At 64.6% G+C, this 14,785-nt stretch carries 16 protein-coding genes; 9 read left to right on the top strand and 7 right to left on the bottom strand.

All coding sequences use genetic code 11. The features are described from left to right. The coding region (locus tag B3H47_RS03110; RefSeq protein WP_286985995.1) for a CinA family protein at positions 1-426 on the top strand (426 nt) is incomplete at its 5' end. Between the two features lie 12 nt (positions 427-438). Here B3H47_RS03110 and B3H47_RS03105 read toward each other — a convergent pair. Then, positions 439-1,059 carry a glutathione S-transferase N-terminal domain-containing protein gene (locus B3H47_RS03105; RefSeq protein WP_276729325.1) on the bottom strand — a complete coding sequence of 207 codons (621 nt, stop codon included), beginning with the start codon at positions 1,057-1,059 and terminating at the stop codon, positions 439-441. 104 nt (positions 1,060-1,163) lie between these two features. On the opposite strand from B3H47_RS03105, the gene purB reads away from it, so the two are divergent. Beyond that, complete coding sequence (gene purB, locus B3H47_RS03100) at positions 1,164-2,567, top strand: adenylosuccinate lyase (RefSeq protein ID WP_286985993.1); 1,404 nt, start codon at positions 1,164-1,166, stop codon at positions 2,565-2,567. Positions 2,568-2,584: 17 nt separating this feature from the next. After that, positions 2,585-2,947 (top strand): phage holin family protein, encoded by a 363-nt coding sequence (locus tag B3H47_RS03095; RefSeq protein WP_276706859.1) that lies wholly within the window; start codon positions 2,585-2,587, stop codon positions 2,945-2,947. 70 nt (positions 2,948-3,017) lie between these two features. Here B3H47_RS03095 and htpX read toward each other — a convergent pair whose 3' ends face one another. The 3 genes from htpX to def form a co-directional block, all read right to left on the bottom strand. Next, positions 3,018-3,887: a zinc metalloprotease HtpX gene (htpX, locus tag B3H47_RS03090; protein WP_276706858.1), complete on the bottom strand. Its 870-nt coding sequence runs from the start codon at positions 3,885-3,887 to the stop codon at positions 3,018-3,020. Positions 3,888-3,962: 75 nt separating this feature from the next. Continuing rightward, positions 3,963-4,919 carry a methionyl-tRNA formyltransferase gene (gene fmt, locus B3H47_RS03085; RefSeq protein ID WP_276706877.1) on the bottom strand — a complete coding sequence of 319 codons (957 nt, stop codon included), beginning with the start codon at positions 4,917-4,919 and terminating at the stop codon, positions 3,963-3,965. Between the two features lie 35 nt (positions 4,920-4,954). After that, the gene (gene def, locus B3H47_RS03080; protein ID WP_232054255.1) at positions 4,955-5,461 is read right to left on the bottom strand and encodes a peptide deformylase; all 507 of its coding nucleotides are present in this window, start codon (positions 5,459-5,461) and stop codon (positions 4,955-4,957) included. A 354-nt stretch (positions 5,462-5,815) separates the two neighbouring features. Between def and B3H47_RS03075 the strand changes: the two genes are divergently transcribed. The 4 genes from B3H47_RS03075 (at position 5,816) to B3H47_RS03060 (ending at position 9,581) form a co-directional block, all read left to right on the top strand. Next, positions 5,816-6,967: a LysM peptidoglycan-binding domain-containing protein gene (locus B3H47_RS03075; RefSeq protein WP_414718222.1), complete on the top strand. Its 1,152-nt coding sequence runs from the start codon at positions 5,816-5,818 to the stop codon at positions 6,965-6,967. A 30-nt stretch (positions 6,968-6,997) separates the two neighbouring features. Further along, positions 6,998-8,137: a DNA-processing protein DprA gene (dprA, locus tag B3H47_RS03070; RefSeq protein ID WP_276706850.1), complete on the top strand. Its 1,140-nt coding sequence runs from the start codon at positions 6,998-7,000 to the stop codon at positions 8,135-8,137. A 93-nt stretch (positions 8,138-8,230) separates the two neighbouring features. Beyond that, complete coding sequence (locus tag B3H47_RS03065; RefSeq protein WP_013104248.1) at positions 8,231-8,689, top strand: DUF494 domain-containing protein; 459 nt, start codon at positions 8,231-8,233, stop codon at positions 8,687-8,689. A 61-nt stretch (positions 8,690-8,750) separates the two neighbouring features. Then, positions 8,751-9,581 (top strand): hypothetical protein, encoded by an 831-nt coding sequence (locus B3H47_RS03060; RefSeq protein ID WP_276706845.1) that lies wholly within the window; start codon positions 8,751-8,753, stop codon positions 9,579-9,581. Positions 9,582-9,639: 58 nt separating this feature from the next. Here the strand turns inward: B3H47_RS03060 and secF are convergent, their stop codons facing one another. The 3 genes from secF to yajC all read right to left on the bottom strand — a co-directional run bounded on the left by secF (position 9,640) and on the right by yajC (position 13,057). After that, positions 9,640-10,593 carry a protein translocase subunit SecF gene (gene secF / locus B3H47_RS03055; protein WP_276706843.1) on the bottom strand — a complete coding sequence of 318 codons (954 nt, stop codon included), beginning with the start codon at positions 10,591-10,593 and terminating at the stop codon, positions 9,640-9,642. Positions 10,594-10,632: 39 nt separating this feature from the next. Beyond that, positions 10,633-12,603: a protein translocase subunit SecD gene (secD, locus tag B3H47_RS03050; RefSeq protein WP_276706841.1), complete on the bottom strand. Its 1,971-nt coding sequence runs from the start codon at positions 12,601-12,603 to the stop codon at positions 10,633-10,635. A gap of 118 nt (positions 12,604-12,721) precedes the next feature. Next, positions 12,722-13,057, bottom strand: a complete 336-nt coding sequence (gene yajC / locus B3H47_RS03045) for a preprotein translocase subunit YajC (RefSeq protein WP_156053910.1) — start codon at positions 13,055-13,057, stop codon at positions 12,722-12,724. Positions 13,058-13,236: 179 nt separating this feature from the next. Here yajC and argC point away from each other — a divergent pair, with 179 nt between their 5' ends. Together argC and erpA are read left to right on the top strand one after the other, a co-directional pair. After that, positions 13,237-14,295, top strand: a complete 1,059-nt coding sequence (gene argC / locus B3H47_RS03040; protein WP_013104242.1) for an N-acetyl-gamma-glutamyl-phosphate reductase — start codon at positions 13,237-13,239, stop codon at positions 14,293-14,295. Positions 14,296-14,370: 75 nt separating this feature from the next. Next, a complete protein-coding gene (gene erpA, locus B3H47_RS03035; protein ID WP_013104241.1) occupies positions 14,371-14,748 on the top strand; it encodes an iron-sulfur cluster insertion protein ErpA in 378 nt (125 codons plus the stop codon). Positions 14,749-14,785 lie beyond the last annotated feature (37 nt).

Raw genomic sequence — 14,785 nt, 5'->3', positions numbered from 1 at the left:
GCCGAATCCTGCACCGGCGGGCTGGTCGCCGCGGCCGTCACCAGCGTGGCCGGGGCCAGCGACTGGTTCGACCGGGGTTTTGTCACCTACAGCAATGCCGCCAAATCCGATCTGCTCGGCGTGAACCCCGAACTGTTTGCGCGAGTCGGTGCGGTGAGCCCGGAGGTCGCCAGCGCCATGGCGCTGGGCGCGCGGCACCGCGCGGGGGTGGAGGTCGCCGTGGCGATCACCGGCATCGCTGGGCCAGGCGGCGGCACGGCAGAAAAACCGGTAGGCACGGTGTGGTTCGGGCTGGCCTGGAAAGAAGGTGACGCAGTGCGAAGCGAAACCCGTCACGCCCTGTTCAAGGGCGACCGGGACAACGTGCGTCTGCAGGCTGCAGAGTTTGTACTGCGCTGGCTGCTGCAGGCAGCGCAGCCGTCATAGGCGCGCGCCGCGTCAGCCCTGCGGCGGGGCCGTATCGCGAAACGACGGACGCTGCATCAACTTGTCGTAGAGCTTGGCGAGGTTGGGGTACTGCTGCTGCCAGCCGAGTTCAGGAAAGCGAAACACCACGTAGCCTAGAGCGGCCCCCACGGCAATATCGGCCAGACTGAGATGGTTGCCGCTGCAAAACGGCTTGTCGCCCAGGCCGTGCGACATGGCCTTGACGCCGGAATCGACCTTGCCCATCTGCCGCGCAATCCACGCCGGGCTGCGCTGCGCCTCGGTGCGGCCGGGCCAAGTCTGTTCCAGCCTGGCCGTGGCCGCGGCGTCCATCACCCCATCGGCCAGAGCCTCCCAAGTACGGACTTCGGCGCGCTCGCGCCCGCCAGCAGGAATGAGTTTGCCCACGGGGGTGAGGGTATCGAGATATTCGACGATCACCCGCGAGTCGAAAATCGCTTCGCCGTCGTCGAGCACCAGGCACGGCACCTTGCCCAGCGGGTTGGAGCGACCGATCTGGGTCGCGTCCGACCAGACGTTCTCTTCTTCCCACTTGGCCTCGATTTTTTTTTCGGCCAGCATGATGCGCACCTTGCGCACGTAAGGACTAGTCAGGGAGCCGATGAGTTTCATGTTTTGGCACTGCAATCAATGGGCGATCGAGTATATCAACCGACCTCGATGCCGCCCTGCCGCAGGCGCCGCCCGCTGCAGCCCGCAATTCCTACAATGCCCGCATGAGCACGAACCCCACACCGCAATCCGCCGCGCTGTCCACACTGGACGCGCTCTCGCCCCTGGACGGGCGCTATGCCGCCAAGGTCGACGCCCTGCGCGCGCATCTGTCCGAGGCCGGACTGATGCGCAGCCGCGTGCAGGTCGAAGTGGCCTGGTTCATCGGTCTGTCCGATCTGGGGCTGCCGGAATTTCCCGCGCTGCCACCTTCGGCGCGGGCGGCGTTGCAGGCGCTGGTGGCCGGTTTCGGCAGCGCGCAGGCCGCCGAAATCAAGGCCATCGAACGCACCACCAACCACGACGTCAAGGCGGTGGAGTACTGGCTCAAGGCGCAAACGGCCGAGATGGCCGATGTGCACCGACACGCCGAGTTCTTCCACTTCGCCTGCACCTCGGAAGACATCAACAACACCGCGCACGGCCTGATGCTCGCAGGCGCGCGGCGTGAAGTCGTCATGCCGCTGCTGCAGCGCGTGCTGCGGCGACTGCTCGATCTCACCGCCGAGCTGGCCGAACAGCCCATGCTGTCGCGCACCCACGGCCAGACGGCTAGCCCCACCACCCTGGGCAAGGAATTCGCCAACGTCGCCCACCGCCTGCAGCGTGCCATGGCGGCCATCGAATCGGTCGAGCTGAGCGCCAAGATGAACGGCGCGGTGGGCAACTACAACGCGCATCTGGCGGCCTACCCCGAGGTGGACTGGGAGGCCTTTGCGCGCCGCGTGGTCGAGTCGCTGGGGCTGAGTTTCAACCCCTACACCATCCAGATCGAACCGCACGACGCCATGGCCGAGCTGTTCGACGCGGTCGCCCGCGCCAACACCCTGTTGATCGACCTCAGCCGCGACATCTGGGGCTATATCTCCTGGGGCTATTTCAAGCAGAAGACCAAGGCAGGCGAAATCGGCTCGTCCACCATGCCGCACAAAGTCAACCCCATCGACTTCGAAAACGCCGAGGGCAATCTGGGCATCGCCAACGCGCTGCTGCGGCACCTGAGCGACAAGCTGCCGATCTCGCGCTTCCAGCGCGACCTCACCGACTCGACCGTGCTGCGCAATATGGGCGTGGCGCTCGGCCACAGCGTGCTGGCCTGGGACTCGTTGCTGCGCGGGCTCGACAAGCTGCTCGTCCATCCTCAACGCCTGGCTGAAGATCTCGACAACGCTTGGGAAGTGCTGGCCGAACCGGTGCAAACCGTCATGCGCCGCCACGGTCTGCCCAGCCCTTACGAGCAGCTCAAGGAACTGACCCGCGGCAAGGCCATCACGGCAGACTCCATGCGGGAATTCATCAAAGGGCTGAACCTGCCCGAAGACGACCGCCAACGCCTGCTCGCCATGACACCGGCCAGCTACACCGGACTGGCAGCCGAACTAGCCAAGCGTCTGGCCGCAGGCCGCTGAACCTCAGGAAACCCACCATGCTCAAACTCTTGCTCAAGTGGCTGCTTTCCGCCTGCGCCCTGCTGGCTGTGGCCTACCTCTACAGCGGCGTGCAGGTCTCGGGTTTTGGCGCGGCCATGTGGGCGGCACTGTTCATTGGTCTGCTCAATGCGCTGGTGCGGCCCATTCTGTTCATCCTCACGCTGCCGATCACCATTCTGACCCTCGGGCTGTTTTTCTTCGCGCTCAACGCCGCCATGTTCTACGCGGCGTCCGGCGTGATCGACGGCTTTCATGTGCGCAGCTTCGGCGCTGCGCTGCTCGGGTCGATTCTCTACAGCATCGCCGGGGTCATCATCGACAGCGCGCTGGAAGGGGTGCAGTTCGGACAGCGCCGGTAAGCCGCGTCCAGCAAAAAGCCCGGCTGGCCCCATGGGGCCAGCCGGGCTTTGTTTTAACCTACGCCGCAGCTCAGCCTTGCCAGGCCTGAGCCGTGCCGGCCTGCGCCATCTGCATCAGCCGGGCCACGCGCTCCTCGGTGGCCGGGTGGGTGCTGAACAACTTGGCGATGCCGCCGCCGTGCAGGGGGTTGAGAATCATCATCTGCGCCGTGGCCGGATGCTCCTCAGCGGCCTGGAACGGCACGCCGCGCGCGTAAGCCTCGATTTTCTGCAAAGCCGCGGCCAGCGCGGCCGGATCGCCCGAGATTTCGGCGCCGCCACGATCGGCCTCGAACTCGCGGGCGCGGGAAATCGCCATCTGGATCAAGCTCGCAGCCAGCGGCGCCAGAATGGCCACGGCAATGCTGGCGATGGGATTCACCGGCCGACCTTCGGAGTCTCGTCCGCCGAAGAACATCGCGAAGTTCGCCAGCGCCGAAATGGCCCCGGCCATGGTGGCGGAAATGGTGGAAATCAGAATGTCGCGGTGCTTCACATGCGCCAGTTCATGCGCCATCACCCCGCGCAACTCACGCGCGCTGAGTACCCGCAGGATGCCCGTGGTGGCCGCCACCGCCGCGTGCTCCGGGTTGCGGCCGGTGGCGAAGGCGTTGGGCGCGTCTTCCTGGATGAGATAGACCCGCGGCATGGGCAGCCCGGCGCGCTGGGCAAGCTCCTGCACCATGGCGTAGAACTGGGGCGCGCTGCTGGCGTCGACCTCCTGCGCGTTGTACATCTTCAGCACCATCTTGTCGCTGAACCAGTAGCTGAAGAAGTTCATGCCCAACGCGAACAGCAGCGCCAGAATCATGCCTTTCTGTCCGCCCAGCATGGAGCCGATGACCACGAACAACGCGGTGATCGCAGCCATCAGGATGGCGGTTTTCAGGATATTGAACATGCTTCGCTCCGATACGTTTGGATACAACAGCGCTAGATTGTGCAGCGAATCAAAAGTTCAAGGCCGCAAAGGGGCTTAACTTAGCGTCAAGCCCGTGAGGTCGGCCCCGCCCTGCAGCCATTGCGCCACGCTCTGCATTGTGCCGCCGGGTTTTTGCAATCGTGTGATGCGCAGCACGCCGCTGCCGCAAACCACATCCAGCCCTTCGGCCGTCATCTGCCGCACCAAGCCGGGCGGGCCGACATGTGGTGCCGTCAATGCCTCGGCCGCACCCACCTTGACGACACCGCCGTCCGGCAAGGTGAATTGCGTCCCTGGCCAGGGCGTGAACGCCCGCACCCTCCGGGCGAGCAGTTCTGCCGGCAAATCCCACTGCAACAGCGATTCGTCCTTGCTGATTTTCGCGGCGTACGTCACCCCGGCTTCGGGCTGCGGACGCGGGCGCAGCTCGCCGCGTTCCAGCGCATCCAGTCCCTGAACCACCAGGGCCGCGCCCAAGGCGGCGAGTTTGTCGTGCAGGGTGGACGCGGTGTCGGTGGATTCAATCGGCAGGGCCTGCTCCAGCAGCATGTCGCCCGTGTCGAGCCCCGCATCCATCTGCATCAGGGTGATGCCTGTCTGCGCATCGCCTGCCTCAATCGCCCGCTGGATCGGGGCCGCTCCGCGCCACCTCGGCAGCAGCGAGCCGTGAATGTTCAAGCAACCCAATCGCGGCAGCGTCAGCACCGACGTCGGCAGAATCAGGCCGTAGGCCGCCACGACCAGCACGTCCGCCTGGGCGCCGCGCAACGCCGCGTGTGCCTGCGCGGCCTGTTCGGCATAGCGCCCGTCCAGCCGCAGACCTTGGGGTTGAATGACCTCGATTTGCGCCGCCGAAGCAACTTGCTTGACCGGGCTGGACTGCAGTTTCATGCCGCGGCCCGCGGGGCGGTCGGGCTGAGTCAGCACCAGAGGCACGGTGTAGCCCGCGCTCAGAATGGCGCGCAACGCCCCCGCAGCGAACTCCGGCGTGCCGGCAAACGCCACGCGCAAACGGCGCGCCGAAGGGGAGGCGGGCATGGCCTGGCTCAAGCGGCCTGCCTTTGCCGTTTGAGCATTTTGGTCTTGATCCGGTTGCGTTTGAGCGGCGAGAGGTAATCGACAAAAACCTTGCCCATCAGATGATCCATTTCATGCTGAATGCACACCGCGGTCAGCCCGTCGGCGTCCATCTCGAAGGGCTGGCCCTGCGCGTCCAGCGCGCGCACCCGCACCGTGGCCGGCCGTGTGACTTTGTCGTAGATGCCTGGGACGGACAGGCACCCCTCTTCCCATTCCTTGTCTTCCGCGCTGTGCCGCACGATTTCCGGGTTGATGAGCGCCAGAGGTTGATTGCGCTCTTCCGAGGTATCCATGACGATGATGCGCTCGTGCACATCGACCTGCGTCGCGGCCAGGCCGACGCCATTAGAGGCGTACATGGTCTCGAACATCGCCGCCACCAGGGCGCGCACCCGCTCATCGACCGCAGCAACCGGCTTGGCCACGGTGTAAAGACGCGGATCGGGATATTGAAGAATGGTCAGTTGTTCCATGGCTCGCATTTTAGTTATTTGCGATGGAAAAGGCTTTATCCATTGCAAAAACGGGGGTGGCCGACTCTGCACGCGCCTCCGCCAACACAGTGGGCCGGGCGCGCCCGCAACATTCTTGCAACTGCCGCCCCGTCCAAACGCCGACCAAACGGTGATTTGATTGCCGCATCAAGGTGTTGCGTGCACAATGTGCTCAACAATTTTGAGATATGGGCCCTGGAATCGCAAATTTCCACGGGGGGCAGATTCACAAAAGACCACACCGCGCCGGATGTGGCCACCGTTTCGATCTGGGGACTTTGCGCCATGCTGAGACAGGCTTTCCACCACCCTTTCAACCTCTTTTCACCTAGTATGAGCTACCGCGCTCTGGCTGCCGCGCTGGCGATGGCCGCTGCGGCGCCCTGGGCTTGCGCCGCCAATCCATCGGCCGCCGCGCCCGCGCTGCATGGTCTGCCCAACTATCCGGTGGCTCCGGCGCAGCGCGCCCAGGCTGAACTCACCGCGCAGACCGGCGTGCCGGTTTCCGAGCTGGCGGCCAACGCGCCCTCGCGCTACACCGTCAAACGCGGTGACACCTTGTGGGCAATTTCCGGCATGTACCTGCGCAAGCCCTGGGACTGGCCCAAACTGTGGGGCATGAATCTGCAGCAGATCCGCAACCCACACTGGATTTTTCCAGGACAAGTGCTGTTTCTCGACATTTCCAACGGCCGCGCCCGCCTCAGCATGGGCAGTGACAGCCAGGGCATTCCCACGGTGAAGCTCAACCCGCAGGTCGAATCCAGCCCGCTGCCGCCTGAAGGCATTCCCACCATCTCGCCGGAACTCATCGCCCCCTTCCTCACCCAGCCGCTGATCGTCGAGCCCGACATACTCGAAGCCTCGCCGCGCATCGTGGCCTTGCCCAAGGGGCACACCATGGCGTCGCCCGGCACGCAGGTCTATGTGCGCGGTGATGTGAGCAGGGCCACGCGCTATCAGATCTATCGCCCGGCCAAGCCGCTGGTCGATCCGGCCACGAAAAAGATCATCGCCTACCAGGCCGAATATCTCGGCACGACCAATTTGGTCGAGCCGCCTTCCGGGCCGGATGCGGTGTCGGTGTTCCGGGTCGATGGCATCGAGCGTGAAGTCGGCGTGGGCGACCGGCTGGTCATCGCGCCGCCGCGTGAATTCCTCAACTACACCCCGCACGCCCCGGCCAAGCCGATCAGCGGCGACATTGTTTCGATCTACGGCGATCTGAGCATGGCGGCCAAGAACAGCGTGGTCGCGCTCAACCGCGGGGCCGACGACGGGCTGGAGCGCGGCGACGTGCTGGCGCTGTGGCACAACAGCCGCATGGTCAAAGACTCGACGGCGCCCGGCAAGCCCGAGATCGAACTGCCCGACCGCCGCGTGGGCGTGATGATGGTGTTTCGCACCTTCAAGCATGTGGCCTATGCGCTCATCCTGTCGGCCGACGAACCGGTTGAAGTCGCCGACCGCTTCACCCAGCCCTGATCGCCGCAGCGGCCTTCGGCACGGTCGAGCATGACGCCGCCTGAAGACCTCGCCGACTGGCTGCGGCTGATGCAGACTCCGGGCGTTGGCGCCCTCACCGCGCGCCAACTGCTCAGCGCCTTCGGGCCTCCGTCGCTGATTTTCCAGGCCTCGCACGCCGCGCTGACTCAGGTGGTCAGCGCCGCCGTCGCCTCGGCGCTGCTGGACGACCCCGACCGCGAAACCCAAGACCTCATCGCCCGCACCCTGCAATGGGCCGCCCAGCCGGGGCAGGCCTGTATCACCCTGGACGATCCGGCTTATCCGCAAAGCCTGCTCGACATCACCGACCCGCCGCCCTTGCTTTACGCCTTGGGCAATGCCGCGCTGCTGGGCGCACCACGGCGACTGGCTATGGTGGGCGCACGCACCCCCACCGCGCAGGGCGAGCGCGATGCCCAGGCGTTTGCGCAGGCATTCAGCGAAGCCGGGGTCACCATCATTTCGGGATTTGCCCTGGGCATCGACGCTGCCGCGCATCGCGGTGCCATGGCCGCGACGGGCGAGCACGCCGGTTCGACCATCGCCGTGCTCGGCACCGGCTGCGACCGCGTCTATCCGCCACGCCACAAAGAACTGGCGCATCTCGTGGCCGATCGCGGGCTGCTGCTGTCCGAGTTTGCGCTGGGCACCTCTCCCGCCAAGGGCAATTTTCCGCGCCGCAACCGCCTCATCAGCGGCCTGTCACGCGGGGTGCTGGTGGTCGAGGCCGCAACGCACTCCGGTTCGCTCATCACCGCGCGGCTGGCTGGCGAGCAGGGGCGCGAAGTCTTTGCCATGCCCGGCTCGATCCACAACCCCCTGGCGCATGGCTGCCACCGCCTCATCCGCGAAGGCGCCAAGCTCGTCGAAACCGCGCAAGACGTGCTGGAGGAATTTGCCTGGGATGCGCGCCCCGCCGTGAAAACCACGACGGAAGACGCATCGTCCGCCGCGGAAGCCCCGCCCGAGTGCGACACCGAATGCGACATCCTGCGCGCCCTCGGCTACGACATCCGCAGCTTCGACGATCTCAGCGCGCGCACCGGCTGGCCTGCCGACCGGCTGGGCGCTCGCCTGCTCGAACTTGAGCTGCAGGGCCAGGTCGCGCGCCTGCCCGGCGGCCGCTTTCAGCGCATCGCCCGCGCCTGAAATCCGGCCACCCTTCGCGTGCTCCTGACCCGGCCTGATGCCGGGAGAAAACCGCGAAACAATCCGTCATCGCGTCATGCATAGAATGGCCTCATGTTCGATATTCTCATGTATCTCTACGAGTCCTACTGGCATCCGGAAGCCTGCCCCGAGTTCGGGCAGCTCACGCGCAAACTCAGCGCGGCCGGGTTCGAGAGCGACGAAATCCACGAAGCCATCGACTGGCTTCGCGGGCTCGACAGCGCCGTAGGCGGCCTCAAGACCCAGCACGAGCAGAGCGCACACGCCATCCGTCTTTACGCGCAGCAAGAGCTCGACTGCCTGGGGCTGGAAGCCATCGGCTATCTCAACTTTCTCGAGAGCGCCGGGGTGCTCAAGCCGCATTTGCGCGAACTCACCATCGAGCGCGCGCTGGCCACCGGCATGCAGCCGCTGCCGCTGGAGCATCTCAAAACCATCGTGCTGTTGATTTTCTGGCGTCTGGACGAAGAGCCCGATGCCCTGATTCTCGACGAGCTGTTCGTCGAAGCCGAAGACCGCGTGGTGCATTGAGCTGACTGCTGCCGCTCGGCTTCGGCCACGACTCGCCTAACCCCTCCCTGAAAGATTTCCGATGCCAGTTTCCCCCATCCGCCTCAGCCTGGGCGCCGCCCTGCTGGCCAGTCTCGCCCTCGCCGGTTGCGGCGGCGGTTCGACCAACACCAACTATTCCGGCTCGACCGTCACAGGGCAGGTGCTCATGGGGGCGAACAGCCCGGTGAACGGCAACGGCACCAACAATGTCTGCGCCTACGCCATCGTCAATGGTCAGGGCAATCCGCTGACCACCACGGTGACGCCGTACACCAGCTATGGCACCGTGCTGGACTGCGTCCCTTCAGCGGCCAATGGCAGCTTCAGCATGAACCTCACTAGCTTCTACGGCCCGGTCCTGCTGCAAGTCGTGGGCGGCACGTATAGCTACAACGGCGCTTCGCAGGCGCTCAACAGCCTGACCTCCACGGCGCTCAATCTCGCCGCCAGCGCCAGTAACGCCGCACTGGCGACGAACGCCAGCCTGCAAGCCATGGTGAACGTGGGCGGCGGCGGAACGGTCACGGCCAACATCACCCCGCTGACAACTTTCGCCGTGGCCCGTATCACCCCGAACAGTGGCCTGACGCTCGCCAACTACACCGCCTCGCTGCAAGACATCGCCGGGCAATTCGGCCTGGGCGGCTTGGCTCTGGCCACGGCGGTTCCCACGGCTGGAGATGCTTACGACAAGGCGCTGATCGGAGTGGATCAGTACCTGCTCAATATGACGCCCAATGGGAGCAATGCAGACGACCCCTACGGCGCCAATCTGCTCAACTGGACCAATCTTGCCACCGTCTCTGCGGACTACAGCACGGCCTACAACCAAGCTAACAATACGACCGGGGTCAGCTTCAACTTCAACTGACCGTCTCGGCGCCCACAAAAAAGCCAGCTCACGCTGGCTTTTTTGTGGGCGGCTGATTTCAGACCACCGCGCCCGCGTTCGGGTCGTTGCGGTCGCTGGGTTTGTTGCCGCCCGGCTTGATCAGGTCTTCGCGCTTCACGCCGAACCACATCGCCAGCGCGGCGGCGACGAACACCGAACTGTAGATGCTCATCGAAATGCCGATGATCAGCGCCAGGGCGAAGTAGTGCAGTGCCGGGCCGCCGAAGAAGAACATGGAAAACGCCATCGCCAGCGTCGAGCCGTGGGTGATGACGGTGCGGCTGATGGTGTTGGTGATAGCGCTGTCGATCACCTGCACGGTGCTGTATTTGCGGTAGCGGCGGAAGTTTTCGCGCACCCGGTCGAAGATCACCACCGACTCGTTGACCGAATACCCCAGCACCGCCAGCACCGCCGCCAGCACCGGCAGGGAAAATTCCCACTGGAACAGGGCGAAGAAGCCGAGCACGATGATCACGTCGTGCAGGTTGGCGAGAATGGCCGCCACCGAAAATTTCCACTCGAAGCGCACCGCCAGGTAGGCAACGATGCCGAAGATCACCAGCGCCAGCGCCTTGAGGCCATCGGTGGCCAGCTCGGAGCCCACCTGCGGGCCGACGAATTCGGTGCGGCGCTGCTGCGCCTGCGGGTCGGCGGCCAGCAGCCCGGCCATGACCTTGGCGCTTTGTTCCGAGCTGGTCTCGCCCTTGTGCAGCGGCAGGCGGATGACCACATCATTGGCGTTGCCGTAGGCCTGCACTTGCGCATCGGCGTAACCGAGTTTGCTCAGGGTGGCGCGGATGCCGTCGATGTTCGCCCCCTGGCTGTAACCGACTTCCATCACCGTGCCGCCGGTAAATTCGATCGACAGATTGAGCCCGCGGGTGAAGAGGAAGAACACTGCGGCGACAAACAGCACCGCGGAGACGACGTTGAACGTCAGCGCATTGCGCATGAACGGGATGTCGCGCTTGATACGGAAAAATTCCATGATGTGCCTTGAATCGGAAGTCTTTGGGCCGTCGGCGGATCAATGCACCTTGCGGCGCGGCTTGGTGGTGCGCGGTGTGGGTGCGTCCAGCGGCTTTCCAGCTTTCACCGCGTCACTCGCGGCGCCGGACGACAGCGCCCCCGCCGCGGCTTCAGCCGCTTGCGGCTTCCAGATCTGGCCGATGGAGATGCTGTGCAGGCGGCGCTTGCGGCCATACCAGAGGTTGATGATGCCGCGCGAGAAGAACACCGCCGAGAACATCGAGGTGAGAATACCCAGCACGTGCACTACGGCGAATCCGCGAATGGCGCCCGAGCCGAAGATCAGCAGCGCGACCCCGGCAATCAGCGTGGTGACGTTGGAGTCGAAGATGGTGGCCCAAGCGCGCTCGTAGCCGTGGAAAATCGCATTTTGCGGACTGGCGCCATTGCGCAGTTCCTCGCGGATGCGTTCGTTGATCAGCACGTTCGAGTCGATGGCCATACCCAGCGCCAGCGCCATGGCCGCGATGCCGGGCAGAGTGAGCGTAGCCTGCAGCATGGAGAGCACCGCCACCAGCAGCAGCAGGTTGACCGCCAGACCGATGGACGACACCACGCCGAAGAACATGTAGTAGATCGACATGAAAATGACGATGGCAACGAAGCCCCAGGTCACCGAGTGGAAGCCCTGGCTGATGTTCTGCTGCCCCAGGCTGGGGCCGACGGTGCGCTCTTCGATGATGTTCATCGGCGCAGCCAGAGCGCCGGCGCGCAGCAGCAGCGCGGTGTCGTTGGCTTCCTGCACGGTCATATGGCCGGAGATCTGTACCCGGCCGCCGGCGATTTCGCTGCGGATCACGGGGGCGGTGATGATTTCGCCGCGGCCGCGGTCGAACAGAATCATGGCGGTGCGCTTGCCCACGTTCTCCCGCGTGACTTGCTGGAAGATGCGGGAGCCCTTGGAGTCGAGGGTGAGGAACACGGCGGGCTCGTTGGTCTGCTGGTCGAAGCCGGGCTGGGCGTCGGTAAGGTTGTCGCCGGTCAGCAGCACGTCGCGCTTGACCACCAGTTTGCCGCCATCGCGGTCCGGAAAGATCTGGTCGCCAGCGGGCAGCGGACCCTGCCCGGCCAGCGCGGCCTGGGCTGCGGCGCTGTCATCGACCATGCGCACTTCGAGTGAGGCGGTGCGACCGAGAATGTCCTTGGCCCGGGCCACGTCCTGAATGCCCGGCAATTCGACCACCACGCGGTCGCGACCCTGTTGCTGGATGATGGGCTCGGCCACGCCGAGTTCGTTGATGCGGTTGTGCAGGGTCTGGATGTTCTGCTTGATGGCGTAGTCTTCTTCCTGCGACACGGCGGCAGGCGTCAGACTGGCGCTGAGGCTGTTAGGGCCTGCGGGCGCTTGCGGGGCCAGCTGCAAATCGGGATGCTGGCGGGTGATGAGTTCCTTGGCTGTGTTCAGTGCGCTGGCATCGACAAAAACGCCCTGAAGGGTGTCGCCCACGCGTTCGAGCTTGGTGTAGCGCGCGTCTTTGTCGCGCAAATCGCGGCGCAGCTCGCCGGAAATCGAGTCGAGCTTTTTGTGCACGGCCGCCTGCATGTCCACCTGCAGCAGGAAGTGCACGCCCCCGCGCAGGTCGAGACCGAGGTACATGGGATGAGCGCCCAGCGCCGTCAGCCACGCGGGCGAACGCGATAGCAGATTGACCGCGACCACATACCGCGGATCGTCCGCGTTGGGGTTGAGCGCCTTGGCCAGCACATCGCGCGCCTTGAGCTGCACGCTGGTGTTACTGAAGCGGTAGTTGACCGTGGCGCCGTTGAAGTCAGCCGAATCGGGCTTGAGGTTAGCCGCGTCCAGAATCTGCTCGCCTTTGAGCAGCAGGGCGTTGTCGACCTTGCCGCCGTTGGTGCTTGAAATCTGCACTGAGGGCGATTCGCCGTACAGATTGGGCAGCGCATACACCACGCCAACCACCAGGACGACGACCATGATGAGATATTTCCACCAGGGATAGCGATTCATGACAACAACCTCGTTTCACCCGCCGATGCGGCGCGGGTTCAAATAAAAATCCCGCACAAGTCGGGCCTGCACGGTTGGGCCCGCGACGGCGCGGGCCGACAGGGACGCATGGACGCGCTCAGACGCCGCTCTTGATCGTGCCCTTGGGCAGCACCATGGTCACCGCGCTGCGCTGCAGCAGTACCTCAGTGTTGGCGGCGATTTCCAGCGTGACATAGTTGTCGTTGATTTTGCTGATCTTGCCCACGACGCCGCCCGTGGTCACCACTTCGTCGCCCTTGGCCAGCGCGGCCAGCATGGCACGCAGTTCCTTTTGCTTTTTCATCTGCGGACGCAGCATGACGAAGTACAGGATGACGAACATCACGATGATGGGCAGCAGGCTCATCAGGGTGGAACCTGCACTGGGTGCGGGGGCAGCAGCTTGCGCGTGGGCAACAGAAATAAGGTTCATGGAGAAGATGGAACGGTAGATTTCATCGGCATCCTGGCTCGTGGCCAGGGTCGGTTAGCCGCGTATTGTCGCAAAGCTGAGGCCGGGTGCCGCAAATTTCTTCAAATCTCTCAGTCGTGCCCCGCCCCCTGTCGCACAAAGACCATAAGATGTCCGCTTTCATTTGAGGGCCCTGCACCATGAAACGTCTGCGCATTGGCATCGTTGGCGGTACCGGCTACACCGGGGTGGAGCTGTTGCGGCTGCTGGCCCGCCATCCCCAGGCCGAGCTGGCCGCCATCACCTCGCGCAAGGAAGTGGGCACCCCGGTGGCCGATATGTTCCCCAGCCTGCGCGGGCAGGTCGATCTTGCCTTCACCACGCCGGACGACGCACCGCTGCACACCTGTGACATCGTCTTTTTCGCCACACCGCACGGGGTGGCCATGGCTCAGGCCCGGCGGCTGCTCGATGCCGGTGTGCGCCTTATCGATCTAGCCGCCGACTTCCGCCTGCAAAACCTGACCGAGTTCACCCAGTGGTACGGCATGGAGCACGCCTGCCCCGATCTGCTGCAAGAGGCGGTTTACGGCCTGCCGGAACTGCACCGCGAGGCCATTGCCAAGGCCCGTATCGTCGCCAATCCCGGCTGCTATCCCACCACGGTGCAGCTGGGCTTTGCCCCCCTGCTGCGCACCCCCGGGCTCGTGGAGGCCACCCACCTCATGGCCAACTGCGCCTCGGGGGTTTCGGGCGCGGGCCGCAAGGCGGAAATCGGTCTGCTGTTCAGCGAAGCCTCGGACAATTTCAAGGCCTACGGCGTCAAAGGGCACCGGCACGGGCCTGAAATCAACGAACAACTGCGCCGCATCGCGGGCGCGCCCCCCGGCAGCAGCGCGGTCGACTGCCTGTTCGTGCCGCATCTCACCCCCATGATTCGCGGCATGCATGCCACCTTGTCGGCCCGCCTCACGCCCGCCGGGCAGGCACTCGACCTGCAAGCGCTGTACGCTTCGTTCTATGCGAAAGAGCCTTTCGTCGATGTGCTGCCCCCGGGCAGTGCGCCTGAAACCCGCTCGGTGCGCGGCGCCAATACCCTGCGGCTCGCGGTACACAAGCCACGCCCTGACATGGCCGTGATCCTGGTCGTTCAGGACAACCTCACCAAAGGCGCCTCGGGCCAGGCGGTGCAGAACATGAATGTGATGTTCGGCCTGCCCGAAAACATGGGACTGGACGGGCTGGCGGTATTGCCCTGATTTTTGCCGTAAACCCGCAGACGGGAACAAGGTCTTGCGCAGCACTAAAATTGCGTCAACTTAAAGGAGTACCCCATGAGCGCCATGCTTGATACCGCCCCCACCGCCGAAATGGCCGCCCCGCCCGCCCCCCTGCTGTTCACCGACAGCGCGGCGGCCAAGGTCAAGGAGCTGATCGACGAGGAAGGCAACAATGACCTGAAGCTGCGCGTGTTCGTGCAAGGCGGCGGCTGCTCCGGCTTTCAATACGGCTTCACGTTCGACGAAGCGGTGAACGAAGACGACACGCAGATGGTGAAAAACGGCGTCACCCTGCTGATCGACGCCATGAGCCTGCAATATCTGGTGGGCGCCGAGATCGACTACAAGGATGGCCTCGAAGGCGCCCAGTTCGTCATCAAGAACCCGAACGCCACCACCACCTGCGGCTGCGGCTCGTCGTTTTCGGTTTGAGCGAACGCCTTCGGCTGGCTTAAAAACGCCCTGAAAC

Origin of the sequence: Thiomonas sp. UBA7699 (genome assembly GCF_002482605.1) — a bacterium.
GTDB classification, from domain to species: domain Bacteria; phylum Pseudomonadota; class Gammaproteobacteria; order Burkholderiales; family Burkholderiaceae_C; genus Thiomonas; species Thiomonas arsenitoxydans.
Note: the sequence above shows the minus strand (reverse complement) of the source record. Positions and strands in the feature narration are given on the sequence as shown.

What these genes read in the sequence shown, in the direction of transcription:
- yajC (WP_156053910.1), bottom strand. Translation starts at nt 13,057, where the DNA reads ATGAACCTTATTTCTGTTGCCCACGCGCAAGCTGCTGCCCCCGCACCC.
- B3H47_RS03075 (WP_414718222.1), top strand. Translation starts at nt 5,816, where the DNA reads ATGAGCTACCGCGCTCTGGCTGCCGCGCTGGCGATGGCCGCTGCGGCG.
- B3H47_RS03065 (WP_013104248.1), top strand. Translation starts at nt 8,231, where the DNA reads ATGTTCGATATTCTCATGTATCTCTACGAGTCCTACTGGCATCCGGAA.
- dprA (WP_276706850.1), top strand. Translation starts at nt 6,998, where the DNA reads ATGACGCCGCCTGAAGACCTCGCCGACTGGCTGCGGCTGATGCAGACT.
- erpA (WP_013104241.1), top strand. Translation starts at nt 14,371, where the DNA reads ATGAGCGCCATGCTTGATACCGCCCCCACCGCCGAAATGGCCGCCCCG.
- purB (WP_286985993.1), top strand. Translation starts at nt 1,164, where the DNA reads ATGAGCACGAACCCCACACCGCAATCCGCCGCGCTGTCCACACTGGAC.
- B3H47_RS03105 (WP_276729325.1), bottom strand. Translation starts at nt 1,059, where the DNA reads ATGAAACTCATCGGCTCCCTGACTAGTCCTTACGTGCGCAAGGTGCGC.
- B3H47_RS03060 (WP_276706845.1), top strand. Translation starts at nt 8,751, where the DNA reads ATGCCAGTTTCCCCCATCCGCCTCAGCCTGGGCGCCGCCCTGCTGGCC.
- secD (WP_276706841.1), bottom strand. Translation starts at nt 12,603, where the DNA reads ATGAATCGCTATCCCTGGTGGAAATATCTCATCATGGTCGTCGTCCTG.
- argC (WP_013104242.1), top strand. Translation starts at nt 13,237, where the DNA reads ATGAAACGTCTGCGCATTGGCATCGTTGGCGGTACCGGCTACACCGGG.
- htpX (WP_276706858.1), bottom strand. Translation starts at nt 3,887, where the DNA reads ATGTTCAATATCCTGAAAACCGCCATCCTGATGGCTGCGATCACCGCG.
- B3H47_RS03095 (WP_276706859.1), top strand. Translation starts at nt 2,585, where the DNA reads ATGCTCAAACTCTTGCTCAAGTGGCTGCTTTCCGCCTGCGCCCTGCTG.
- secF (WP_276706843.1), bottom strand. Translation starts at nt 10,593, where the DNA reads ATGGAATTTTTCCGTATCAAGCGCGACATCCCGTTCATGCGCAATGCG.
- def (WP_232054255.1), bottom strand. Translation starts at nt 5,461, where the DNA reads ATGGAACAACTGACCATTCTTCAATATCCCGATCCGCGTCTTTACACC.